Here is a 25,829-nt window from a genome sequence, read left to right on the forward strand (position 1 = left end):
CGGATTTCAGTCCAGCGCTGGAGCCGTTATTTCTTATGCACCAGATTTTAATCTGGCCTCATTCTCTCTTTCGACTTAAACGAGTATCATGAACATGTATAAATTGTTCATAGCCTTAGGGTTATGGACTATGACTGCCTGTGTTGCATTGGCGCAGTCTGCTACTAAAGGGCTTGTATTTGATGCCCAAACCAAAGAACCAATACCCGGCGTAACGCTGGTTTTTCCTGATGGCAAAGGAACGATTACCGACGCAAATGGGCAATTTGTGCTAACCGCCAACAGCACAAAAGTCATCATCTCTGCGGTGGGTTACCGCAAACAGGAGGTTACATTAATACCGAATCAATCTGTTCGTGTTGCGCTCGAACCGGCCGTAGAAGACCTTCAAACGGTGGTGGTAACGGGCAACCGGGAAGCGGCTCTTCGTACCGAAACGCCTATCGCTATCTCGAAGTTATCGGCCAAACTGATCAACGAAACCAAGCCGACGAGCATTTTCGAGGTGATCAACAAAACGCCGGGCGTATTGATGGTGAACCTCAATAATGAGCAGCATATGATGGCCATTCGGCAACCGATGACCACCAACGCGTACTTCCTGTACATGGAAGATGGCGTTCCCATTCGGCCAATGGGGGTATTCAATCACAATGCGTTATTGGAAATGAATCAGTTTACGGTCAGCTCCATTGAGGTTGTCAAGGGACCGGTTTCGTCCATTTACGGGCCGGAGGCAGTCGGGGGCGCCGTCAACTTCATTACCCAGCGGCCTACTGCCGTGCCAACCGCCCGCGTGGGTATCCAGTTTGACCAATGGGGCTATAAGAGACTTCAATTTGGTGCCGGAGCACGGCAGGGAAAATTTGGTATTTATCTGGGGGGCTTTGTGTCGAAACAGCGTAACTCGTGGATGGCCAGTTCCAACTACGACAAGTCGTCGTACTTTACCCGGCTCGAATATGCCTTTACGCCCAAAACCCGTCTGACGGGTACCCTATCCTACAATGATTATACTTCGCAAACCAGCGGCAGCGTCGATAGTACCGCTTTTTTCTCGCGACAGTATGCCAGCACAACCGACTTTACCTATCGAAAAACCTTCTCGTTTCGCAGCCGCCTGACGTTGGAACACGACTGGAAAGATGGATCGGCGTCATTTGTTACGGCCTTTGTTCGCAATAATAGTGTTGGACAGAATCCGGCCTATTCGATTCGGTGGGTATCGGGTGCCGCAACGGCCACCGGGCAAATCAATAGCAACGATTTCAAGAGTTATGGAGTCATTGCCCAGCACACGCAAAAACTGAATTTCCTGAATAGTAAGCTCATCGTAGGAACCACACTCGACCTATCGCCAAACAGCTATTATGCCTACCAGACCGACTTAACGACGGAATTACGGGCTGATAAAAAGTCGGTGATCAAGTACACACAGGTGAAAGAACGGCCTGATATTCAATTGGCGAACTACCAGGCTGATATTCATAACGTAGCGACCTATGTGCAGTACGATTTTGACCCGTTGCCCAAACTTCGCGTATCGGCGGGCGTTCGCTACGACCGAATGGCCTTCGACTATACCAATGCGCTGGACAAGAGTTCGGGTGATAAAGCGTACAGTCAGGCGACGCCAAAAATCGGTGCGACTTATGATCTGAGCAACGGCAAGGGTATATACCTCAACTACGCCAAAGGATTTTCGCCCCCGGCACTCACAGCTATTTTCCTCAAACGTACCAACCCAACGGTGACTGGTGATCTGTTCTATTACAACCTTCAACCCGCCCGATTCACAAATATGGAAATTGGCGGCTGGGCGTCGTTGCTGAACAACAAAATTTACGTTGATGCGGCCCTCTACCAGATGAATGGCACCAACGAACTGCTCAACATCCGCCAGCCCGATAACTCAACGGACTATCAATCGGCGGGGCAGACACTGCACCGGGGAGTAGAGTTCAGTCTTACCTACCGACCTTCAAAACAGGTATTCTTCCGCTTTGGCGGTACGCACGCCGTGCATCAGTTTGTCGAGTTTACGCTCAGTCAGAAAGTCTCCGATGTGGTGCAGAACGTGAATGGAAAAGACATGCCGTCGGCTCCGCGCACCTTCTGGAATACCGAAATCAGTTATTACCCTGTCTGGCTAAAGAACTTTCGCAGTTCGGTGGAATGGCAACACGTAGGGGCATGGTATCAAAATCAGACCAATACGATCAAGTACGGCGGCTACGATTTCGCTAATGTTCGGGTGGGTTATCAGTGGAAAGGCATCGAGTTATTCTCGAACATACTGAACGCAACGAACGTCCTCTTTGCCACCAATGCCACCCGCGGTAACAACGCCACCGACCGCACGACCTACACGCCCGCAGCGCCAAGAACGTTTGTGTTTGGGGTTCAATATAGTTTTTCGGGAAAATGAATTTCTTTATAACACAGAGAAACGGAGGTATCACGGAGTTCACAGAATTATCGAAAATCGCTCGCTGAACTCTGTGATACCTCCGTTTCTCTGTGTTAAAACTAACCGACAATATATGAAAAGTCTATTAATTACACTCCTCCTTTTCTGCCTGATGGCTGCAAAGTCAGTCAATGAAACCCCTGTTTCCAATCCTCAATTCGTGGGGGGCGTTCCGCGTTTTACTACAGATGCAACTGGTAGCCCGTTGCTGAGTTGGGTAGAAAAAATCAGCGAAAAGGAAGCGGCATTTTATTTTGCCATTTCGTCTGATGGACAAACCTTCGGGGAGAAGATAAGGGTGAAGGCACCCCCCAATATATCCGTTCATGCCGAAGGAATGCCCAAAGTCGCGGTCAAAGCCGACGGGACACTACTGGCCGTTTTCGAAGTGCCAAACCCCACACCCGAATCACGCTTTGCCGGTGATTTACTGTACACGATGTCTACCGATAACGGGAAATCCTGGACTGAACCCGTGCCCGTTCATCAGAACGTGAAACCCGGTACGAGCCATTCGTTTAGTGACATTACCCGACTGCCTAACGGCGAAATTGGCGTTGTATTCTTGGATGAGAAACTGCCGGGTCGGGAGGGACGACCGGTTGTATTCGCCCAAACAATAAAAGGCAAAGGTTTTGGCACGGCGGTACTGGTCGATGATAATGCCTGTCAATGCTGCCGAACGAATGTATTCGTGGACGCAAAAGAGAACATTCATCTGACCTACCGCGACTTACTACCCTCCGGTAAAACCGATGTGCCAGCCTCGCGCGACATCAGCACGGCGGTTTCGACTGATGGCGGGAAAACATTCGGAAAGCCGCAAGTGGTCTTTGCCGACCATTGGCAGGTGAACGCCTGTCCGCACGCCGGGCCGGTGGTGGCGCAACTGGGTAATGATATTCTGATGACGTGGTTCTCGGGGAAAGAAGACGCCGTTGGCTTACGACTGGCTCGTCTGGGTTCCGATAAATTAGCGTCGAGCGTGTTATCCAATCGGGCGAAGCATCCGCAGATAGCTACGGCGGGCAATCAACTGGTTTGGGTTTGGGATGAAGCTGTTTCGAAAGATGGTTCTAATCAGATGGGGTCGTTTGTGCAGCGAATTGGCATGTGCACCTTTGCCGGGGGAGAAAGCAGCTCAACAACTTACCTGACCCCCGAAACCGTAGACGCGACCTATCCGGCTGTGCTCGCTACGAAACAGGGTGTGCTGGTAGCCTATGAGCAGACGAAAGACAAAGGAAAGCCGGTAATTGTTGTGCGGCAATTAGCCGCTCAGTAAGTACAAGGATAAACGCAAACAGGGCGTTAACTTGACGTCCTGTTTGCGTTTATCCCCTATCGGAATGCGTAGGCCAATCTAACAATAGGTGTGAAGTTCACGTTTTACGAACGGGGAGTTTGCGGCTAAAGGTTGCAAAATCGGCCTTGGCGGGCTTGTTCAACGAATCGTTTGTTAGAATGAGTCACTACCGGAAGATACTATGCGCGTGTTGATCGTTGAAGATGAATGGGAAGTTGCTTCGCTCATTAAGGCCGGTCTGGAGGAGTATGACTTCGTACCCGACATTGCCGGTAACGCTATGGAGGCCCAGAAGCAACTGGCCGATCATGAATATGAGGCTATTATACTGGACGTAAATCTGCCGGTAATTAGTGGGTTCGACTTATGCCGGATGATACGCAACCGATTTGATACGCTCCCTATATTGATTCTGACCGCCTTTGGCAGTACGGATAGCAAAGTGAATGGATTTGACGCAGGAGCCGATGATTATCTGGTAAAACCATTCGAATTTCGCGAACTGGTTGCCCGCCTGCGTGCCCTTAACCGGCGCAGTGGGGCCATGGCGCAGGAGGCTGTGGTGCTTAAAATTGCTGATCTTGAACTAAATCAGCAGAGTAAGACCGTAAAACGGGATAACCAGAAACTCATCCTGACCGCCCGGGAATTGGCCTTGCTGGAGTTTTTCCTGAAAAACCAGAACCGCGCCCTGACACGTAACGAAATCACGGAGCATGTCTGGGATATCAACTTCGACACAGGGACCAATCTTGTCGACGTGTATGTCAATTACCTCCGAAAAAAGATTGATAAGGACTTTTCGCCAAAACTGATTCATACCATCAGCGGTATTGGCTATATCATGCAGGCCGGCGATGAGTAGAATATAGAACAATGGATAATGGACAATGAATAATGGGCGGCAAAGTGCCTGACAATCATTGTCTATTATTCATTGTCCATTATTCATTCGTTTTAATTATGAAGATACGGACTCGTCTTTCGCTAACGTTCGTGGGCGTTGTTGCGGCAATTCTGCTGCTGTTTTCGTTCGTTGTATACGCCACGGCAGAATATTTCCGGCAGCGGGATTTCTATACTCAGTTAAGCGATAAAGCGAAGAACGTGGCCCGCCTTCTGCTCGACGAAGATGAGGTTAATACCCGTTTGCTTCGGATCATTGAACGGAATAACATTACCGCCCTGCCCGAAGAGCAAATCAATATTTATGACGAGAACAACCAAATTCTGTATTCAACGCGGGATAGCTCGATTGTAAAGCCTGAAGTTCTGAGCCTTATCCGGGAGAAAAGAGAGGTGTTTATTCGTAGAACCCATGCCGAAATAGTCGGTTTTACACATCGGCATCGGAATCGGAATTATGTACTGGTCGCATCTGCCTACGACCGGTACGGAATTGAAGAAATAGGTCATCTACAAACGATTATGGTCGTAGGTTTCCTGTGTAGCCTGGCGTTGGTGGGTGCTATTGGGTGGGCTTATGCAGGGCGGTCACTTCGTCCTATTTCCAATGTTGTCAGGGAGGTTGATCAGATAACGGCCTCGAACCTGAACCAGCGCCTAACGGCCGGGAGTGACGATGATGAGCTGGCTCAGCTGGCACATACATTCAACCTGATGCTCGACCGGGTACAGGAGGCCTTTGAAGTGCAGCGGAATTTTGTGGCCAATGCCTCGCACGAATTACGCACTCCCCTCACCATTATTACGGGGCAAATTGAAGTAACGCTGCTGAAACGACGCACCGTCGAAGAACACGAAGAAAAGTGGAAGGCAGCGTTGGAGGTCATCCAGCGGATGAACAAGCTGACTAATAATCTGCTCGACCTAACAATGGTTAGCCTTGGGGCTACACCCTTGAAATTCAGCGAGGTATCCATCGACGAAATCATTTATCAGGCTGCCCAGATGCTTATGAACCGGCAACTGGACTACACTGTCTTTTTTTCGTTTGATGGCGAGATGGATAAACTACACCCCTCCCTGACGATGGAGGGAAATAAATCCCTGCTGTATTCAGCTTTTTTCAATCTCATGGAAAACGGCTGTAAGTTTTCGGAGAAAAAACAGATCAATGTCATTCTCGGTGCCAACGAGCAATGGGTAACGATTGATTTTAAAGATGAGGGTGTTGGTATTCTGGAATCGGATATAAAGAGTATTTACGAGCCTTTCTTCCGGGCTGAAAACGTTAAGCGTATTCATGGGCATGGCGTCGGACTACCACTGACGTATCGAATCATTCAACTCCATCGCGGCCAGATTGATGTTGTCTCTCAAATTGGGCAGGGTACCACCTTCACCGTTCGGCTGCCCAAGCGATTCTAATCGTTTTCTAATCGTCTTCTAACGGGTCTCTCATCATATTCTAACAGACCCTTAATTAAAGGCACCTGCGCGCGAACGACCTTTGTTGTGTGAACTGTCATGTGGTTAGTTAACCAATTACGTCATGAACAACAATGTCAACGATACAAAAAAATCAAGCAGCCTTGTCAATTGGATAACCGTCTGGGGCTTCATTTTTGCGGTTATTGTCTATAACCTGTATGTCGACAATCGACTGAACCGGAACTGGTACCGGACGCAATATAAAGCAGAAAGCCAGCGGGCCGATTCACTGTATGCGGAGAAAGTGCGACTTGAGCAACGGCTGCGAGAAATTGAATCGACAAGAGACCCGTCGGTATCGACGGGTCTATCGCCTAATTCCAGAGGCACGGCTATTGTTGCCACGAGTGGATTTTAGGAAGAAATACCGTTGACGACAACCGAAATTGAACCATGAAAAGAAGACAAACCAATACCAATTTTTTTGATTTAACGAATCTGTCCGGCGACATTCGGGGTGGAGCTATTTCGTTTCTGGTAGCTGTTCCTTTATGCCTGGGAATTGCGCTGGCTTCGGGTGCTCCACTTTTCGCCGGTATCATCGCCGGGCTTGTTGGTGGTCTTGTCGTTGGTTTGTTTAGCCGGTCGGCGCTGAGTATTTCGGGGCCGGAAGCGGGCCTCATCGTCGTGACGCTGAGCGCTATTGAAACGCTGGGTTCATTTCCGGCTTTTCTGCTGGCTACTTGTATTGCCGGACTGATGCAGATAGGTCTCGGATTCGCAAGAGCGGGTATGGTCAGCAATTTCTTTCCCTCATCGGTCATCAAGGGGATGCTGGCCGGTATTGGCATTATTCTGATTATAAAGCAACTGCCGCACCTGGTGGGGTATGATGCCGATGCTGCCGAAGGACTTGCTCTTTTTCAGCCGGGCGGTTTCAATATTATCGAGCAGCTGCGCATGTCCCTTGGGCAGTTTAGCGGGGTCGCAATGTTGATAGCGCTATCCTCACTGGCCGTGTTTTACCTGTGGGGGCGGCTTTTGTTCCAGCAACGGGCTTTTGTCAAAAACGTACCCGCAGCCCTGATCGTGGTGCTGTTGGGCATCTTCATCAACGAACTCGTGCGTATGGTGTTCCCGCAACTTGCCTTGCGTGGCAATCATCTGGTGCAACTGCCCGTTCCCGGAAGCCCACAGGAATTTCTTCAATTATTTACTATGCCCGATTTTTCACAGTGGAACAACCCACTGGTGTATACGTCGGCAGTAGCCATCGCGCTTGTAGCAAGTCTGGAAGCACTCCTGTCGGTTGAAGCCACCGATGAACTGGACCCTCTCAAACGGAAAACACCGGCCAATCACGAGCTAAAAGCACAGGGTATAGGCAACATAGTGAGTGGTTTGATTGGTGGTATTCCGCTCACATCGGTAATTGTGCGGAGTTCGGTCAGTATCAATGCGGGTGCCCGCACGAGGTTAGCGGCTCTGGTCCACGGAACGCTGCTGCTGATTTGTGTCGTAACGTTGCCTACGTTGCTCAATAAAATTCCGTGGGCAAGTCTGGCGGCTATTTTGTTGGTAACAGGCTACAAGCTGGCGCGTATCGAGGTTTTCAAGGGTGTATTTGCCGAAGGCCCAGCGAAATTTATTCCCTTTGCTGTAACGATCATCGCTATTTTGCTGACCGATTTGCTAACGGGTATTGGCATCGGTATGATAACGGGTATTGTCTTTATTCTGCGCGAACATTATCAGAATACGCATCGCGTTCGAACGGAGCATGCCAATAACATAACGCGTATTCACGTGAGTTTGGGCGATCACGTTTCCTTTCTGAGTAAGGCCAAGTTGCTGAAACTGCTGAAGAATATTCCCGACAATGCGGTCGTAGAAATAGATGGTACAGGCTCTTCTTATATTGACAGCGACGTAATTAAAGCTATCGAAAATTTTGGCGTGGCGGCCTGTCAGCGGAATATTCAGCTTGTCTTTTTGCCCGCCCGGCCAGCGGAATCACCTGTGTATACCTTGACGGAATTAGCCGATAACTACCGACGCAACAATTCTGAACGAGGGTTTCGGCATGACTCACAACCGCACCTGCATCGTCAGGTAAACCCCACGCCGATTTAAGCATTCAGATCTGCCTTGATGAACGTGTAACCAGGATACACGTTCATCAAGGCAGACTAAAGACAGCAAGCCAAAATTTGCCAACACGTTCTTATGTGTGACCTGCTTGGTAAAAAAGCAGTTTTTGCTGGTTTGGGATAGATTGTATAGTTTTTAGTTAAATTACAATTAAATAGACTAAGCAAATAGTAGCTTTTTGGTCGGCAGCGTGATATATTTGACTCATCCTTTGGCAACATCCGCACCCGCAACTCAATCTTTCCCGGTCTGACCGACGTGTAAACACCGTGTAAAATGGGCTAATCACTTTTTTACCCTTTGTAATGCACTGCAATCAGTAAATGAGTTTACTTCATCACGTTAAACGTTCATTCGTCATGGCTTTTCACTCACCTATGGGTATTGGGCACACAGAGGCTCCTGCCGTTTGGGTCGTTGATGACGACGAGGACGACCGGCTTTTTATCAGTTCGGCCTTCGAAGATACCCCACAGCCCATTAGTGTATTGACACTGGCTGATGGCGACCAGCTACTGCCCAAACTAGCTGTCTGTAAGAGATTGCCTCAACTGATTTTACTGGATATTAACATGAGCCGGCAAAACGGTTTCGATACGCTCGCTCAACTTCGCAACACACCCACATTCGCCCATTTGCCGGTCGTTATGCTGAGTACGTCGTCAGATACCTTGGATCGCCAGCGTAGTTTGGCCCTCGGTGCCAATCAATTTATGACGAAACCCAACAGTTATACCCAATTGGTGACGCTCGTAAAAGGCCTAACCGAAACCTGGGCACTGGCTTGAGAATGCCCTGTCGTTAGTGCATTATACTAACTTTCCTGAGCGTGGCTGAACCAACTCGCCCTGCTAACCGATTCTTTACGTATGTCTTCATCACTACGTTTAGAATTGAGTACGCACATCACAGATGACCGCCCGGTCTTTGTGTCGGGTAATTTTTGCGACTGGCTTCCCGATTTGGATCTGTTCAGGATGCAGCCAGTGGGGCCGGGTCAATTTGTCTATGAGTTTCCGCCAGAAATAGAACTTCCTGATTTACTGGAGTATAAGTACACACGGGGCGGATGGGATCATGTTGAACTGAATGCATTAGGCGAAGGCGTTTCCAATCGAACGGCATCGCATTTTGATTCCCTAAAACAGGAATATGTACCCCATTGGCGGTGGTTTGGCATGCCGTTCAACCCCGAATTTCTGCCTAAAATAGAATTACTGGGCGACACCTTCGATGCTCCCGGACTTGGTTCGACTCGCCGGGTTCATGTGTTGTTGCCTCACGACTACGAAACATCAGGAAAGCGCTATCCTGTTCTATATTTACACGATGGGCAGAATCTGTTCGGTGGCGGGTCTGGTTATGGAAGTTGGGAAGTTGATCAGAAAATGGCCTTGCTGGCTTCCCGGAATCATCATGAAGTGATCCTTGTTTCGATCGATCACGCCAACGACGAACGTATCCGGGAGTTTACCTTCCACCGCACCCGTGCTGGTGCAGGACGAGGAAAATATTATATGGATTTCATTCGGCATACTGTAAAGCCTCTCGTCGACAAGCGGTTTCGTACCGTACCCGATGCGGCTCATACAGGCATTGGTGGCAGTTCGCTGGGTGGTTTGATTAGCATCTATGCCGGACTGATGCACCCTGATGTGTTTGGTCGCATGATGGTTTTCTCGCCTTCGCTCTGGATTTCGCCGAAAATTTATTTCGATGCTATTCGCTTTCAGGCGCCCGTACCCATCAAGGTATATGCTTACGGAGGGGAGAAAGAATCGCAATATATGGTGCCAAACATCCAGCGGTTCAACGAAGCACTGGCCCGCCAGAATTATGGTGGAAATGCTATCGATATTCACCTATCCGTTGACCCAACCGGTACGCATCAGGAAGCCCATTGGAGCCGAGAATTTCCAAAAGCGGTGGAGTGGCTGTTTTATTGAGTGTATTTGCTGAAGTGTGCAGTAGACGCTGCAGTATACGCCATATCTTCAAGATATGGCGTATACTGCAGCGTCTACTGCACACTTCAGCAAATACACTCGTTTTATTGACTATTATTAACCATGAATATTACGCTAACCACGCAAGTATCCGCTACCGGCGACCTCATTATCCCGGTGGTGCAAACCGATACACTGGCCGACCAACTGACTGACCTTGCCCCAAAACTGGGGATATCAGCCGAGGTGCTGCAACGCGATTTTAAGGCAGATGCCAAAGAAGTGCTTGCCGTCTATGGCCCGAACGACCAGAAAACGTACTTGCTGGGCATTGGGGCCGACCCAATGGAAATGGATTGGCTGCGTGCCTTCCGGAAATTCTTTTTTGATCAGAAAAGTAAACTGCCTGCTCAACTCGCTATCGACCTGACGGCCTTTGCCGGTAGCGTTAGCCAGGGCGTTGTGCTGGGTGTTCGCTGGGGCGGCTATGATCTTAAGCTGTATCAGACAGATAAACCCGAAGGACCGATTTTCTTTTCCGAGGCTGGCGAGTTGACGATCTACGTGACACCGGAGCAACAGGAAGCCGCAGAGAAAGCCCTGTCGCAGGCCGAGGCCATTGCCCAAACCCATCGGCAAATGCTTGACCTGATGAATGCCCCCGCCAACTATAAGAATCCGCAGACGCTGGCCGATTGGGCTGTTGAATCAGGGGGGCAGAATGGGTACTCCGTAACAGTTCTCGACAAAGCCGAACTGGAACGGCAGAAATTGGGAGCCTTGCTGAGCGTTAGTCGGGGGAGCGATGTACCGCCCGTGCTGATCATTGCCGAATATAAACCCGAGGGTATCGAGAATCTGCAAAAAGTGGGTCTGGTAGCCAAAGGCGTCACCTTCGATACGGGCGGTGTTTCCATTAAAAGCTCTGCCAGTATGCACCTCATGAAAAGCGATATGGGCGGGGCTGCGGCTGTACTCGGAACTGTTGAGGTGGCAGCTAAACTGAAATTGCCAATTCATGTGATCGGCATTGTTCCATCAACCGAAAACTCGACCGACGGTAGCTCCACAAAACCCGGCGATGTTGTTACGGCCTATTCCGGCAAAACCATCGAAATCATAGATACCGATGCCGAAGGCCGAGTTATTCTGGCTGACGGGCTGGGTTATATGGTCCGGAATTTCCAGCCCGATGTGCTCATCGACCTGGCTACCCTCACCGGCAGCGTTATTGGCGCTTTAGGGTATCACGCGGCTGGTATGTTCACGAAGAATAACCAGTTAGCCGCCCAACTTACCGAAGCCGCCGACCAGACGGGCGAGCAGCTCTGGCGATTGCCGCTTTGGGACGTGTACAACGAGGATATAAAATCGGATGTGGCCGATGTGAAAAATTACAGCGGAAAGCCCGTTGCCGGGTCGATCAGCGCGGCCAAATTCCTGGAAGTGTTCAGTGAAAAACACGTGGCCTGGGCACACCTGGACATTGCGGGGATGGCCTTTGCCGACACGGAATTTGGTTCGCAAAAGAATGCGACAGGTTTTGGTATTCGTCTGTTAATCGCCTACTTACAGATACTTCTTGCAGAAAAGGCGTAAGAAAGTTCGTCGTTTGCTCATTTGGCCGTATCTTTTTTGGCCAAACATAGTTTACCATTTCGTCCGGCCAGACATTACGAACGAGAGGCCTATACGGTTTCTAAAACCTTACAGGTCTAGCACTAAACCATCGAAAGTATGAGCCAATTGTCTTTTCTATGCATCGCCACTTTTTTGAAAGGGCAGGATTTCATGCGGGCCTGCAAGGAGTTGGGAAACACGGTTTACTTGCTAACCGATCAGAAGCTTGCCAACGAAGCCTGGCCCCGCGAGTCCATCGACGAGATGTTTTTCCTTAAATCGCCCAGCAATGCGCCCGAAGATCTGGAGCAAATGGTTGTAGGGTTAGCCCACGCCATGCGTTCCCGAAAAATTGATCGGGTGGTGGCGTTGGATGATTTCGACGTGGAGAAGGGCGCCCTTATTCGGGAAACGTTCCGCATCGACGGGATGGGGCAAACTACCGCCCGCTACTTTCGGGATAAACTGGCTATGCGTACACGGGCTTTTGTAGCCGGTATTCGGGTACCGGCTTTCTGTCCGCTTTTTCACGACGAAACCGTTACGGCATTCCTGCAAACGACAGAAGCCCCCTGGCTCATAAAACCCCGCTCTGAAGCATCGGCAACGGGTATCCGGAAAGTACATTCACTGGATGAAGCCTGGTCGGCTATTCATTTGCTGGGCGACAATCGGCACACCTATCTTATTGAAGAGTTTAAGCCGGGAAAGGTCTACCATGTCGATTCGTTGTCGGTAGATGGCAAAGCGGTTTTTACACGGGTGAGTCAATACCTGGCAACACCAATGGAAGTGGCGCATGGGGGCGGGGTGTTTCGCACAGGAACTCTTGACGTCGATACACCGGAAGCCGAAGCCCTCCGCCAGATCAACGATCAGGTAATGGCCGCCTTTGGTATGCGGTATAGCGCATCGCACTCCGAATACATCCGGGGCGATCACGATGGGGAGTTATATTTTCTGGAAACAGCTTCCCGCGTGGGTGGTGCGCACATTGCCGAAATGGTAGAAGCTGCTTCGGGCGTGAACCTCTGGCGGGAATGGGCCAAACTCGAAAACGCCATTGCGCTCAAAGAACATTATGTACCACCGATCGACAACGGACGCCATGCCGGATTGATTGTGTCGTTGGCTCGTCAGCAATGGCCGGACCTTGCAGTATTTACCGAACAGGAAATTTACTGGCGTATGAACCGCGAATACCACGTCGGGCTCATTATCCAATCGGACGACCGGACCCGAATCCGAACCTTGCTGGACGATTATATGCACCGTATTTACGAGGAGTTTCACGCATCGGCACCCTTGCCCGATAAACCCACGAGTTAATTTAGCTCTGTACCCACGGCCTTTAGGTCGTGTTTTTATGAGAGAGTTTGCCTTTCCATAAAACACGGGCTAAAGCCCATGGGTACAAATTACGACTACAACGTATCCCGTTTTGTCTTCCCAACAGGAACCGAAACGCCAAATGCTCTTGGGTCGCTGGGGGGCATGGTTTTCCTTTTCTTATTATCCTGAACAGGCGGCATTGGGTTATTTGGTGTTTGAGCCGTCATGCCACCCCCGGATATGGGCGTATCTACCCCCGGAATGGCTACCTGCCGTTGAACAGGCGACTGCTGAACAGGGGTTTCCTGTACCGCTTTGGATGAGTCGCTTTGCGCAAAAGATACCGAACCATAGAGGCTTATTGCTAAAAAGAACAGGAGCGTACGCATTTGAAGAGATCGTTTGTTGAGTAAACCGTCGCCAGCAGGATTGCCAGTGATTGGGTATCTTATCAACTAACTTTCATGCGTAAAGTTTTACGCTCATTCTACAGCTCATCGATGCGAACGAATTGATAGCCCTTCTGTCGAAATTCGCTTAGAAATTCGTCCAGATGAGCGTAAAGCTTGTCTGTTCGAGCGGAGGCTGTACCAATGTGCATCAGTAGAATAAAACCGTTTAATCCAGCTGTTTTTTGCTGCTCATAGGCGCGAATGGATGTCAAAATGGTGGCGCTGCTTCGATAATTCCGGTCTTGCGGTGTCGTGTAATCGGCATGGCTCAACGTGCCGGGAGTGTAATTAATAAGTTGAACACCTTCACGTTTCGTCCAGGCGGCAATGCTGTCATTATACCATTCATAGGGTGGCAGAAAGAGCCGGGGTGTTTTGTCTGTATGATCAACTTGAGCCAGAGCCGCGTAATTAGCCCGCAGATCGTTAACAAATTGCTGCCGATTGACCAGCAAACTGTCGCGCCTTGTCCAGTCGCAATACAGTAAATGCTGATCGGAATGCGGCCCCAGATAATGCCCTCCTTGCTTTAGTTGTTTTACCAGCGACGCAAAAGCCGGGTTTCGCAAAAAACGGCCTGTCAGAAAAAAAGAAGCCCGAACGCTATGCTTCTGCAACGTCCGGGCAATGCTTGAGCCACCATCGGCAAACTCGTCGCCGGTAAAGACCAGCGCCAGGTTGCGAACGGTTGTATCACCCCTGATTTTAGCGCCTTTAAAATAAGTTGAATTACGATCTGTACCTCGTTTTACAGGTAGCTTGTTTGCTGGTAAAGTTGCCTTTCTACCGGGTATGGGTTTGGGCGCGGGTTTATACGTTTCGGCATGTTTGGCTGCTAATAGATAAACGAGTGATGCCGTCCCATCCATAGTCGGTTCATTGGTACTGTAGTCACCATAATCGTCATGGTACACGGCTACTTTACTCTGAAAGGGCGCATATTCGTCGGGTTCGTGTAAGGTGATGCCAATTAAATTCCCGTAAATGCTGCCCCGCACGGGCCCATCTACCAGACCCCCATCAATGGGGTAGTTTTTCAGGTGCGTAAAGGATGAATGCGGATCGGAGGGGGTATCCGCATTGGCGGGCAGGCCATACACGAAACTCGTGCCCCACGGATTACAGCCAAATAACCAGTCAAAATTAGCTTGTTCGAGCGAGGCAAATTGATCGTCGGCGGTGAGTTGCCGATACCAGAAGCATTGTGTGGCGAAAGAAGTCGTCAGGTTGTTGCTGCACCAGGTAAACGGCACGCCCCGGTAAAACGCATTCTGACTGCCCCGTTTCCAAATCGTTTCGATACCCGATTTATAAAAGTCAGTGACGGTTTTGCGACTGGCCCTGGGCAGGTGTTTAGCCAATTCCGCATGACCGACGTTGACGAACGGATACCACTGATAATGTCGTGCGGTGTCGTTCAGAATCCAGGGGGTAACCGGCTCGCGACGGGCAAACGCCAGAGCCGTATTTTGCCATTTAGTAGCCTGTGCGCCTGTAGCTCGGGTCGCGTTAAGTTGCTCGACAGTAGCCAGTTCCATGTCGTCGACATAATTGTCTTCTTCATAGAAATAGGGTGCCCGACCTGGAGCCGTTTGACTGTTGCCCGGCTTCTGGATACCAAGCGTATAGGCCGACTGCGATCGCTTTTGCAGTTTGTCGACATAGGCCCGACTCACATAATTGGCCTGGCGATTTCGCAAAAGCTGATACCCCAAAGACAAAGCACTACTTACTTTGCCTGCCGTGGAAGCTACACCCGTTGCCCGATTTTTATATTTAAACAACCCTTGTGGCTGGCCTGTGGCAAAATAAACCGGCCGTTCGGCTCCCTTCCCATACATACTGTCCTGTTTGGGAATCCGCATGGCCGAATGATCGCGGTCGTCGCCAAGCTGGTTGAAGAGCCATGTGTCGGTAGGGTGCATTTTGAGCAACCAGTCAAGGCCCCATCGGGCTTCATCGAGTACGTCGGGCTGGCCGTTCATACCTGCCAGCCCATTGGTCTGATACTGATCGCCAAAGGCCGTTGGAAAATCGCGCAGTGCCGCCAGTAAATGATAGGTTGCATTGGCCGAGGTGGTCACATACTGCAAATAATCGCTGGCATCATGCCAGCCGCCGGATGCGTCGATATGCGTACTGTCGGGCATTGGGCCATACATGGTGTAGCCATCGTGGGTATGGCAGGAGTCTTTCAGGAATGGATTGTAGCCGCTCCGTTGCTGGCGCATATACCGCAAGCAAAAATCGGCCGCACCGGCATACACACCTTCGCCAATGCGAAAACCGGGCGACCGGGCGCCATCTGCTGTACGCAGGTAATACCGGCCAGGTTTTCGGAAAGCCGAGAAATCGAGCCGATACGTTTGCCGGAAGGGACCATATTCGCCAAACGCCCGGCCCGCCGGTAGTTGCCGGATAACCTGACTTGTCTGCTCATCGACCAACTCGAATGTACCTGCCGTCTGCCCGGTCAGGCTTCCCCAAACGGCTATTTTAGGGCTGCCGGGCCGATAGCCGAGCAAATTGATTCGAATAACGGCGGGCGGATCGTCGGGCGTTATAACGGATAGTGAGCTTAGTAGCAGAGAGACGAAAAGGACAAAGCGCATGATCAATCACCTAGTCTAAAGTTTATCTTTTCCCCGGTTGGAAGGATTTAATTCTATATAATCGTTGATACGTTGGTATTCAATATCATTGCGAACAATATGGTCGTGAAAACGCGTCTGCCAGCCAAAATCAAAACCCAGCCGATGTGCGTGTTTGGTTACTGCTGCTTTGTACGATCCAATAATTGATGAAACCGTATTCTTTCCCTGATTCTGAAATCGTTGTTCGCCGGGTGATGTATGCGGTTGCGGTAGAGACAAGGCATGCCTTGTCTCTACGATTGGACCGGTTGCATTTTGGTCATTTGTATGGGTTTCGTTCAATATTAATATCCCGTGTATATGGTTAGGCATTACGACAAATGAACCCAATTCTAGTTGTTGTGAATGGTGACGGATTTCATGCCAAAACACGTCAGCCAATACCCCTATATTCGACAGTTGCATTTTTCCGTCTTCAATTTCACCAAAAAAATGCTGGCGCTGGGCGGTACATATCGTAATAAAATAGGCTCCTGCCCAACTGTAATCCCACCATGCGGCCCTTGCCGATGCAATACGATATTTGTTTTGGAACCTATCCATTTTGCGGTTACGGTTTTATCTTTTCCAGTAACCCCATCATCATTTCTTCAAAATAGGCGCCATTATACGGACCAAACCAGTTCATGTCCCGGGTTTCGTAGGTCGTTCGATTGTAGTATTTATCGGGGGTGACATAGCCAATATAACCGCCATCGAAACTGGTAATCATCAGGTTGATGCCTTTTTTAGCAGCCAGTGGTTTGAAGTCGGCTACAAACTCGCCGGAGTAATCGCAGGGGGTGCCGAGCAATACGGTTTGGCCAATGCGCAGGGCTTTCAGGTCGGAAGGGTAGTCGCCATAAACGGCGTAAAAGAGCCAGGGGCGCACCCGCCAGTTGCCAATTACGCGGGGATGTGGCTCGCGCAGATCGAGGGGTAACGTAAGAATGGACAGGGCGCTATCCGATTTAGTCTGAATCTCTGGAACGGTGCGTTCGATGCGAAGGGCCAGATCACCCGCGTAATTACGAATTTCCTGAAAGTCGGTTTTACCCCGAGCCTCTGGTCCTGTGCTGCCAACGGCTCCTGCCATAAACACCGCAAAATCGGCCGATTTTTTTTCCAGCCGGTCTACCAGCGAGCCGGGATAATCGCGGCTGAGGTAGTTCCACATGCTGTCTTCGTAGAGAGTTGCGTGGCCGGAAAACGTGCAAAGCAAAGCCGATTCGCCCGATGCTTTTTTTAACTTCAACAAGTGAATCAGCCCATCGAGCGGCCCCGTTGGTCCCGACGAGCCAATGCGGTTATAGATATGGTCGCTGGCATCGACCTCACCATAGCCTACCTGCACCGGAGCCATATTCATTTGGGCGGCCCGGATGGCGGCCAGAATGCCCTCTGTAACGCGGGTCACGATTTTTTCGTCGTAGCCTCCCGCAATCAATTGGCCAACCAGGCCCGGTGCCCAACCGCCCATGCTGTTGTGTGAGTGAATGGCCCCGGTATAGATATTCTCCCAGCGCAGCCCTACTTCGGGCAACCGTTTTTTTAGAGCCTCGACAACCGTTGGGGGTGTAATGAGCAGGTCGAGCCCTATCATGGCAACTTTGGTGCTGCCATTATCGAGAACAATGGCGCGGGCAAAAATCGAATCGCTCACAACGTGCCAGTGTTTGCCCCGGCGAGCCCCATAACCACCTGTTGGGGTTGAGTAGGGAGGAGTTATGTTGGCTTTTGCCCAGCCTGCCCGAATTGGCGTTTTTGCTGCTGGTGGTGTGGGAAGTTGAGTCAGCCGTTCTTTTGTCCGGGTGTAATACGGCATTTGCTGGTATGGCGTTTCATCGACCGGTGCCAGGCTAACAGCCAGAAAAAGCAGGATAAGAATAACAAGTCCCAGCAGAACTTTCAGAAAAATACGAACGAATTTCATACGATTTGCGACCAGCGCGAACGGATTTGTCTGCAAGCAACAAAAAAACGAACGGATGGGAAAGGGATAGGAAAACTAAAAAAGGCACCGGAGAAAATCCCCGATGCCTTCCGCCATCCTACCGGTTTCCCGGCCTCCCTATTATAAGGTTTACTATAAGAACGCTGCCGCAGCGGCTAAAACCTCTGCTTTGGTCAGCGGCTCGTCAAATGCGCCACGGAAATTATCGTCTGTTATACCGGTTACGTTGGGTAGTGTTTTCAAGCTTACACCCCCTTGTGTAAAGGTTGTTTGGTTGGCATTAGACATCCAGGCTTTCATCCCCATCATCCGGCGAATCTCCGATGCATGCCTTGCTTCGACCGAGTGAATTTGCAGGGCTGTCTGCAAAATGGCTTTATCGTTGATCAAATTACCCGCCTGACCTTTATAAGCCTGAACGCCCGTGTCTTCGAGAGCACGTGCTGTGGCCAGGAATTGCGCATACGTTGTGAATGTCCCGGCTGGATATTTGAACGTTGGTTTCGCCACAGCCGCAGCACCCAAAGCTCCTTTCAGCAAGGCAACGTGTGCCGCTTCATGCTTGCTGATTTGATTGATAACCGTTTGGTCGCTGGCGGGTACCAGTCCCGCAGTCGCTAGGCCGGTACGGTAAAATTCATCCTCAAGATACTCAAGTGTGAGGGCAAAATTAACGGCGTCAATAGCCGCCTGCGTTGGCGCTGTGGTGGTTTGAGCAAAGGCTTTATTCAGGCTGGCGGCCACAAGGGTTGGAATACCGGCGGCTGCCAGATTTGAGCCAAATTTGAGAAGATTCCGACGCGAATAGAAACTATACCGCTCGCTGATTTCGGGATCAGCCTTTTCAATTTCAGATATTAATTTAAATAGATTCATGGCGTTGTGTCTGGTTTACATGGGAAGAGTAGCGGCCGTGATTTGTGTTTTCACGTACTTCTGGGCAATGGGCAATACAACAGCTGGTTTGTTGGCAGCATCGAGCCCGGTGGTAGGTGCTACCACGTCGTCACCGGCAAAGTCGGCAGATTTTGGGTTCAGTAAATCGCGGATCGCGGCTGCATGACGCGCTTCTACCGATACAATCTTGCCTGCCAGCGCCAGATAATTTACGTCTGTAATCAATGGGCCAGCTCCGTTATAAGCTGACACGCCAAGATCTTCAAATGCTTTGGCCGTTCCTAACACACTGGCCCGATCGCTGAAGTTAATGCTGCTGAAATTTGGAACCAGATCGGCAATTCGATTGGCAGCTGGAATAGCGGCTTTAAAAAACTCGCGGTGGATGATTTCGTGGTCGCGAATGTCCATCAGAATTGTCTTTTCGGCATCGGTCATGCCGCTGTAAGGCGTGGTAATGACCTGAGAATAAAAAGCCGCTTCCAGTTGTTCCAGTGCAAACGCATAGTTAAGAATACCGATATCACCAGTTCCCAAATCGACAGGGGCCATTACGGTGGTTGGGTTTTCTTCTCCTTCTTTGCAGGACGCCAGAAGGGCACCACCGGCGGCAAAAGCACCTGCGTAGCGCAGAAATAACCGACGACCTACCATCACCGGCTCTAACTGGCCTGGTAACATGGTCAGGCCCGATTCATTCTGTTGCTTGCTCATAACGTATGTAGTTAATTGTGTCAGTATAACCGCTATTTAACCAGACGGTTCGATAGATGTACGCCATCTTTTCTGACTTGGATTTATTTTTCTTAACAAAAGTCCCTCCAACGAAAGATATAGGGACTTTTATACACGCATAGAATTGCTTACTTTTTTGATGGTGTAACGTTTCTGAATAGACTGATACTTTGTAAAACAGATACGCTGAATTGTATAAAAACGATGGGTTTATCGCCTATTTTTACAGATTGTGTTGACGCAACAGACCGACGAAATGATTGACAGATGTTTACTGCAACTGTAACATGTCATGTGCGATCTGCATCCATTACCGTAACCGATCCTAATCCTCTGGTTTAATGAAACAATTATTGGCCCTATCTCTGCTGTTTTTTGTCGCCGTTTTACCTGGACTAGCCCAGAAAAATTTGCATGTCAGATCGCCTAATGGACAAATCGACTTTGTCTTCAATCTCTCCAAAACAGCCCCGTCGTATAAGGTTACGTTCAATGAAAAAACACTCGTTGAACCCTCAGAGTTAAGTCTGACATTTCAGCAGACGGGTGTTTTTGGGCCAAACCTGACGCAGAGAAAGTCAATAACCCGAATCATTGACGAGACTTACGAATTGGTAGTGGGCAAAGTTAAAAAAGCGAGAAATCACTGCCGGGAAACAACCATACCCTTGTACGAAAAGGAGGGCAACAAACGTCAGATTAACCTGGTCGTCCGGGTGTTTGATGATGGTGTCGCGTTTCGGTATGAGTTTCCTGAACAGGAAAATTGGTCATCGTATGTACTGACCGACGAAAATACAACCTTCCAACTAACCCAAAACCCCACGGTTAGGGCGCTGTTTCTGCCCAACTTCACCAGTTCGCACGAGGGATTATACACCACTACACTGCTAGGAAGTATTAAAAACGATACCTTGATGGATATGCCCGCGTTGTTCGAATTTCCGGATAAAACGTACTTAGCCATTACCGAAGCCGCTCTGCACGATTATGCAGGCATGTACCTGACAATGAAAAACGGGCCGTCGGGTAGTTCGGTATTAACGAGCCAGCTTTCGCCCCTGCCCGGTCAGACAGAAAACAAAGTGAAAGCCATTTTGCCCCACAAAACGCCCTGGCGGGTCATGCTGATTAGCGACCGGGTTGGTGCATTGATTGAATCCAATATCCTGACGAGCCTGAACGAACCGTCGAAGATTGTCGATGTGTCGTGGCTGAAAGCCGGAAAAACAACTTTCCCCTGGTGGAATGGAAACGTAACGCCGGATACAAGTTTTGCGCCGGGCAATAACTTCGACACCCAGAAATATTACATCGACTTCTGTGCCGCGAACCACATTGAGTATCATTCGGTGGTTGAATATGGACTGCACGAATGGTACGTAAACGATGGCGCGGGGTTCGTGCCGGGACCAAATGTCAATGCGGCCAAAGCTGTGCCGGGACTGGATATGCAGCAGGTGTGCGACTATGCCAAAACGAAAGGTGTGGGCATTCGGGTGTGGGTGTTCTGGACGGCCTTATACCCGAAAATTGACTCGGTGTTTGCACAGTATGAACGCTGGGGCATCAAGGGGCTGATGGTCGATTTTATGGATCGGGATGATCAGGAGATGGTTGCTATTCAGGAGCGTATTCTGCAAAAAGCGGCCGAACATAAACTGCATATTCAGTTTCATGGGTCATACAAACCCACCGGTATGCATCGGACGTATCCGAATGAGTTGACCCGCGAAGCAACGCTCAATTATGAAACCAGTAAATGGAGCGGTCTGGATACCCCCGATCACGACATTTCGTTTCCGTTTACGAGGCTCCTGGCCGGGCCAATGGATATGCACCTGGGTGGTTTCCGGGCGGTACCCGATAACCAGTACAAAATTCAATATACTCGCCCGCTCATGCACGGCACGCGATGCCATCAGTTAGCTATGTATGTGGTGACCGAAAGTTACCTGGGTATGGTAGCAGACTACCCCGACGCCTACAAAGGTCAGCCGGGATTCGACTTCCTGAAACAAATACCAACAGTCTGGGATGAAGTTCGGGTACTCAATGCCGCTGTTGGTCAGTTTATCACCATTGCCCGACGCACAGGCGACGACTGGTTTATTGGCAGTATCACCAATTCAAGAGCGCGGGAAATTTCGATTCCGTTTGATTTTCTTCCCGAAGGAAACTACACCGCCGACCTCTATTCCGATGCCCCCGACGTTGCCCAAAACCCTAACCACCTGACCCAACAAATCAGGACGATTACACGAGCCGATGTGCTAACCATAAAACTGGCAGCGGGTGGAGGGCAGGTTATCCGGTTGAGGAAACAGTGAACCGGGCGTTTTGGTACGGGTATGTACGATCTGGCGCGGGTATTTACCCGTGCCTTTTAATGAAGTCAGTATTTACTGACGCAAGCGAACCGGGACGCCGGACCGGCTTGCTTTATGAACAGGCACGGGTAAATACCCGTGCCAGATCGTACATACCCGCCCCAGATTACGTTCCAAAAACAAAGATGATTGGTTCCTGTTTTGACTCATAACACTCAACGGAAACAACCATGATTCGAACATATTTGAATGCCTTCCAGATAGGAATTGTTGCGGGGATGCGTGCCATGTCGGCACCTGCTTTTGTTAGTCATAAACTATCGCGTGAAACCCCGAATCCGCTGCCGGATTCTAAATTTCATTTTTTGACCTCGTCCAAAGCCGCTAACACCCTGGCTGTATTGGCGGGTGGCGAATTAATTGGCGACAAAATGCCCAATGCACCAAGTCGGATTGCGCCGGCACAATTGCCCTTCCGTTTGATTTCCGGGGCTGCGTCTGGTGCTGCACTAACCGAAGCTGATGGACAACCCGTTGCCTATGGCGCAGTTTTGGGAGCTGTGGGTGCCGCTGTTGGCAGCTTTGCATTCTACCACCTGCGCCATTGGCTGACGCACGAGAAGGATTTGCCAGACACTGTAGTCGCTCTGGCCGAAGATGCATTGACTATGGGTTTGGGCTTGCTGACTATAAATGAATAATGTACAATTTATAATGTAGAATGAAGGATCAATAATGTGCAAAAAGCATAGTTTTAGCATTTAGCACTATCAATTTTTCATTATCCATTAACTGAGTACGGCATCTTAATTGTAGGGGATTAACTGTCAATGGAAAAGGCGCTCATGGTAAGGCGCCTTTTCTGTTGTAAACACCCGGAAATAAGCTTACCATGTTATCTTTGCGTTTCCGAAATAACCCTCATCAACGTCTACCGGATTAATTTGTTAAGAGTGTTTGCCCGGAATTTACCGCTCGGTAGTAACAGATCGTCGGTGATTCAGCCACTCACTCATTCGCTCATTCGCTCATTCACCAGTACAAATGCAGGTTCTTAAATTTGGCGGCACCTCGGTTGGGTCCGTAGATAGCATAAAACAGGTTATCCAGATCATTGAAAACCATCGGCAAAACGGCGACCAGATAGCGGTCGTGTTCTCGGCGATGGGTGGCATTACCAATCAGCTTATCGAGATTGGGCGGATGGCTACGACTGGCGAAACCGACTACATGGAACTGGTTCGCCGAATTGAGGATCGCCATTTTAATGTAATAAAGGCCCTGATTCCAGTTAAAGAACAAAGCAAAGTATTCGCGCACATTCGGGGCATTATTAACGAACTGGAAGATTTACTGCGGGGTGTTTCGCTCATCCGCGAGCTTACGCTTCGTACTCATGACCTGATTACCAGCTTTGGCGAACGCCTATCGACAACGGTTATTACCGAATGCGTAAAAAGTCTGGGTATTCCCGCGCAGTTTTGCGATGCCCGCAAGATCATTAAAACGGATACCCAGTTTGGACAGGCTGAGGTAAATTATACCCTGACGAACCAACTCATTCAAGAGCATTTCGCCAAAACGTCTGACCTGCAACTGGTGACGGGCTTCATTGGCTCGACCGAAAAAAACGAAACGACAACCCTCGGTCGGGGTGGTTCCGACTATACGGCTTCCATCCTGGGCGCGGCTCTGAATGCAGAGGTTATCGACATATGGACGGATGTTGACGGAATGATGACCGCCGACCCGCGCAAGGTGCCCAACGCGTTTAATATTCCAACCATCACCTATGCCGAAGCGATGGAACTGTCGCACTTTGGGGCCAAAGTAATTTATCCACCAAGTCTGCAACCGGCGTTTGCCCGCAATATTCCGGTTCGGGTGCTCAACACCTTCAATCCAACACACGAAGGCACCGTGGTGAGCCGCACCGCCGAACGGCGTCAGTATACCATAACGGGTATTTCGAGCATCGACGATATTGCCCTCGTGAACGTACAGGGTTCCGGTATGATTGGCGTGGCGGGAGTATCGGCCAAGCTATTTGGCGTGTTGGCGGCCCATAAAATCAGCGTGATTCTGATTTCGCAGGCTTCGTCGGAGCACTCAATTTGCTTTGCCATCGACCCGCGCGGAGCCGAGAACGTAAAGACAATTCTTGACGCTGAGTTCGCCACCGAAATTGCTCACGGGCACATCGACAACATCGCTATTGAACGCGATCTGTCGGTTATTGCGACGGTGGGTGAGGGGATGAAGAAAAGCTCCGGTATTGCCGGGAAACTGTTTTCTGTACTGGGTAAAAACGGCGTCAACATTGTGGCTGTGGCGCAGGGGTCGTCGGAGATCAACATCTCGGTGGTTATTAATAAAAATAACCTCTCGAAAGCCCTTAACTCGCTGCATAACATCTTCTTCCAGTCCGAAGCCCGCGTACTAAACCTCTATCTGGTGGGTACGGGTCTGATTGGGAAAACGCTGTTGAAACAGATCTTCGACCAGTCAGAATACCTGCGTTCGGAGAAGCTGCTGAAGGTTTGCGTGGTGGGTATGACGAACACCAAAAAGATGGTGCTTGACCCAAAAGGTATCTCGTTGGACGGCTGGCGCGAACGGCTTTTAACGGATGGCGTCACGACGTCGCTACCGGCCTTTGTCGAGAAAATAAAAGACTATAACCTGCCCAACTCGGTATTTATCGACTGTACGTCGGACAAAGACATTGTGCAGTTTTACGAATCCTTGCTGGATGCCAATATCTCGGTCGTAACACCGAACAAAGTTGCCAATTCCGGCCCCTATAGCGAGTACCGACGGTTACAGCGCACAGCCCTGAATCGGGGCGTCAAGTTCCTCTACGAAACCAACGTGGGGGCTGGCCTGCCGATTATCAATACCGTGCAGGGGCTGATGACCTCCGGCGACCGTTTTCTTAAAATTGAAGCGATTCTATCGGGTACGTTGTCCTATATTTTCAACACCTTCCGCCCCGGCATTTCCTTTGCCGATGTGGTGCGCGAAGCCAAAGAAAAGGGCTATACCGAACCCGACCCCCGCGATGACCTGAGCGGCCTGGATGTAGCCCGGAAAATCCTGATTCTGGCCCGGGAAGCCGGTTTTCCACTTGAGCCGGACGATGTTACAATTACGAACCTGCTGCCGAAGTCGTGTCTGGATGCACCCACGATTCCTGCCTTTTTTGAGGAATTAGAGCGCAACAATGACTACTTCGAGAATCTGCTCAGCACTGCTTATGAGAAAGGCGAAAAACTCCGGTTTGTGGCTAGTTTCGAGAACAACAAAGCGACCATTGGCTTAAAACCAGTCGATGCTGACCACCCGTTCTATCAATTAACCGGCGCCGACAACATCGTTTCGTTCACCACCGAGCGGTATAAAGACCGGCCCTTAGTGATCAAAGGACCGGGTGCCGGTGCGGAGGTAACGGCCTCGGGCGTGTTTGCCGATGTGGTGAGTATCGGAAGCTATTTGGCGTAGAGATGTGGCTGGCGCGGGTATTTACCCGTGCCTTTTTGTGAAGCAAGCATTCGCTTGCGTCAGTGAATACTGACTTCATGAACTGGCACGGGTAAATACCCGCGCCAGCCGCGTGCATAGAGCAGGTAATGGCTTCGGACGTATTTGCCGATGTAGTAAGTATCGGGA

19 protein-coding genes are annotated in these 25,829 nt (G+C 50.0%); 13 read left to right on the plus strand and 6 right to left on the minus strand.

Going from position 1 to position 25,829, the window contains the following annotated elements:
• Positions 1–88: 88 nt before the first annotated feature.
• From CWM47_RS04610 to CWM47_RS04655, 10 genes are all read left to right on the plus strand, one after another.
• The gene (locus tag CWM47_RS04610; RefSeq protein ID WP_100986646.1) at positions 89–2,428 is read left to right on the plus strand and encodes a TonB-dependent receptor; all 2,340 of its coding nucleotides are present in this window, start codon (positions 89–91) and stop codon (positions 2,426–2,428) included.
• A gap of 115 nt (positions 2,429–2,543) precedes the next feature.
• Positions 2,544–3,755: a sialidase family protein gene (locus CWM47_RS04615; protein WP_100986648.1), complete on the plus strand. Its 1,212-nt coding sequence runs from the start codon at positions 2,544–2,546 to the stop codon at positions 3,753–3,755.
• Positions 3,756–3,957: 202 nt separating this feature from the next.
• Positions 3,958–4,641, plus strand: coding sequence for a response regulator transcription factor (locus CWM47_RS04620; protein WP_100986650.1), 684 nt, complete (start codon positions 3,958–3,960; stop codon positions 4,639–4,641).
• Between the two features lie 98 nt (positions 4,642–4,739).
• The gene (locus CWM47_RS04625; RefSeq protein ID WP_100993733.1) at positions 4,740–6,107 is read left to right on the plus strand and encodes a sensor histidine kinase; all 1,368 of its coding nucleotides are present in this window, start codon (positions 4,740–4,742) and stop codon (positions 6,105–6,107) included.
• A 124-nt stretch (positions 6,108–6,231) separates the two neighbouring features.
• Positions 6,232–6,528: a hypothetical protein gene (locus CWM47_RS04630; protein ID WP_100986652.1), complete on the plus strand. Its 297-nt coding sequence runs from the start codon at positions 6,232–6,234 to the stop codon at positions 6,526–6,528.
• A gap of 35 nt (positions 6,529–6,563) precedes the next feature.
• Positions 6,564–8,243, plus strand: a complete 1,680-nt coding sequence (locus tag CWM47_RS04635) for a SulP family inorganic anion transporter (protein ID WP_100986654.1) — start codon at positions 6,564–6,566, stop codon at positions 8,241–8,243.
• Between the two features lie 377 nt (positions 8,244–8,620).
• Entirely contained in the window at positions 8,621–9,049 is a 429-nt protein-coding gene (locus tag CWM47_RS04640) for a response regulator (protein ID WP_100986656.1), read from the plus strand.
• Between the two features lie 81 nt (positions 9,050–9,130).
• Positions 9,131–10,207, plus strand: a complete 1,077-nt coding sequence (locus tag CWM47_RS04645; protein ID WP_100986658.1) for an alpha/beta hydrolase — start codon at positions 9,131–9,133, stop codon at positions 10,205–10,207.
• A 123-nt stretch (positions 10,208–10,330) separates the two neighbouring features.
• The gene (locus CWM47_RS04650; RefSeq protein WP_100986661.1) at positions 10,331–11,806 is read left to right on the plus strand and encodes a leucyl aminopeptidase family protein; all 1,476 of its coding nucleotides are present in this window, start codon (positions 10,331–10,333) and stop codon (positions 11,804–11,806) included.
• Between the two features lie 138 nt (positions 11,807–11,944).
• Complete coding sequence (locus CWM47_RS04655) at positions 11,945–13,156, plus strand: ATP-grasp domain-containing protein (RefSeq protein WP_100986663.1); 1,212 nt, start codon at positions 11,945–11,947, stop codon at positions 13,154–13,156.
• Between the two features lie 95 nt (positions 13,157–13,251).
• On the opposite strand, the gene CWM47_RS04660 is transcribed toward CWM47_RS04655, so the two are convergent.
• The 6 genes from CWM47_RS04660 to CWM47_RS04685 form a co-directional block, all read right to left on the minus strand.
• Positions 13,252–13,548 carry a hypothetical protein gene (locus tag CWM47_RS04660; RefSeq protein ID WP_100986665.1) on the minus strand — a complete coding sequence of 99 codons (297 nt, stop codon included), beginning with the start codon at positions 13,546–13,548 and terminating at the stop codon, positions 13,252–13,254.
• A gap of 98 nt (positions 13,549–13,646) precedes the next feature.
• On the minus strand, positions 13,647–16,223 hold the full coding sequence (locus CWM47_RS04665; RefSeq protein ID WP_170069404.1) for a glycoside hydrolase family 9 protein: 2,577 nt from the start codon (positions 16,221–16,223) through the stop codon (positions 13,647–13,649).
• A gap of 15 nt (positions 16,224–16,238) precedes the next feature.
• Positions 16,239–16,808, minus strand: coding sequence for a transposase (locus tag CWM47_RS04670; protein WP_100986669.1), 570 nt, complete (start codon positions 16,806–16,808; stop codon positions 16,239–16,241).
• A gap of 7 nt (positions 16,809–16,815) precedes the next feature.
• Positions 16,816–18,177, minus strand: a complete 1,362-nt coding sequence (locus CWM47_RS04675; RefSeq protein ID WP_100986671.1) for a neutral/alkaline non-lysosomal ceramidase N-terminal domain-containing protein — start codon at positions 18,175–18,177, stop codon at positions 16,816–16,818.
• Between the two features lie 153 nt (positions 18,178–18,330).
• On the minus strand, positions 18,331–19,074 hold the full coding sequence (locus CWM47_RS04680; RefSeq protein ID WP_100986673.1) for a ferritin-like domain-containing protein: 744 nt from the start codon (positions 19,072–19,074) through the stop codon (positions 18,331–18,333).
• A gap of 15 nt (positions 19,075–19,089) precedes the next feature.
• Positions 19,090–19,809: a ferritin-like domain-containing protein gene (locus CWM47_RS04685; protein ID WP_100986675.1), complete on the minus strand. Its 720-nt coding sequence runs from the start codon at positions 19,807–19,809 to the stop codon at positions 19,090–19,092.
• A gap of 362 nt (positions 19,810–20,171) precedes the next feature.
• Between CWM47_RS04685 and CWM47_RS04690 the strand changes: the two genes are divergently transcribed.
• From CWM47_RS04690 to thrA, 3 genes are all read left to right on the plus strand, one after another.
• On the plus strand, positions 20,172–22,160 hold the full coding sequence (locus CWM47_RS04690; protein ID WP_100986677.1) for a glycoside hydrolase family 97 protein: 1,989 nt from the start codon (positions 20,172–20,174) through the stop codon (positions 22,158–22,160).
• A 230-nt stretch (positions 22,161–22,390) separates the two neighbouring features.
• Entirely contained in the window at positions 22,391–22,861 is a 471-nt protein-coding gene (locus CWM47_RS04695; protein WP_100986679.1) for a DUF4126 family protein, read from the plus strand.
• Positions 22,862–23,204: 343 nt separating this feature from the next.
• Complete coding sequence (thrA, locus tag CWM47_RS04700; protein WP_100986681.1) at positions 23,205–25,661, plus strand: bifunctional aspartate kinase/homoserine dehydrogenase I; 2,457 nt, start codon at positions 23,205–23,207, stop codon at positions 25,659–25,661.
• The last annotated feature ends 168 nt before the right edge of the window (positions 25,662–25,829 follow it).

Origin of the sequence: Spirosoma pollinicola, from assembly GCF_002831565.1 — a bacterium.
In the GTDB taxonomy this organism is placed as follows: Bacteria; Bacteroidota; Bacteroidia; order Cytophagales; family Spirosomataceae; genus Spirosoma; species Spirosoma pollinicola.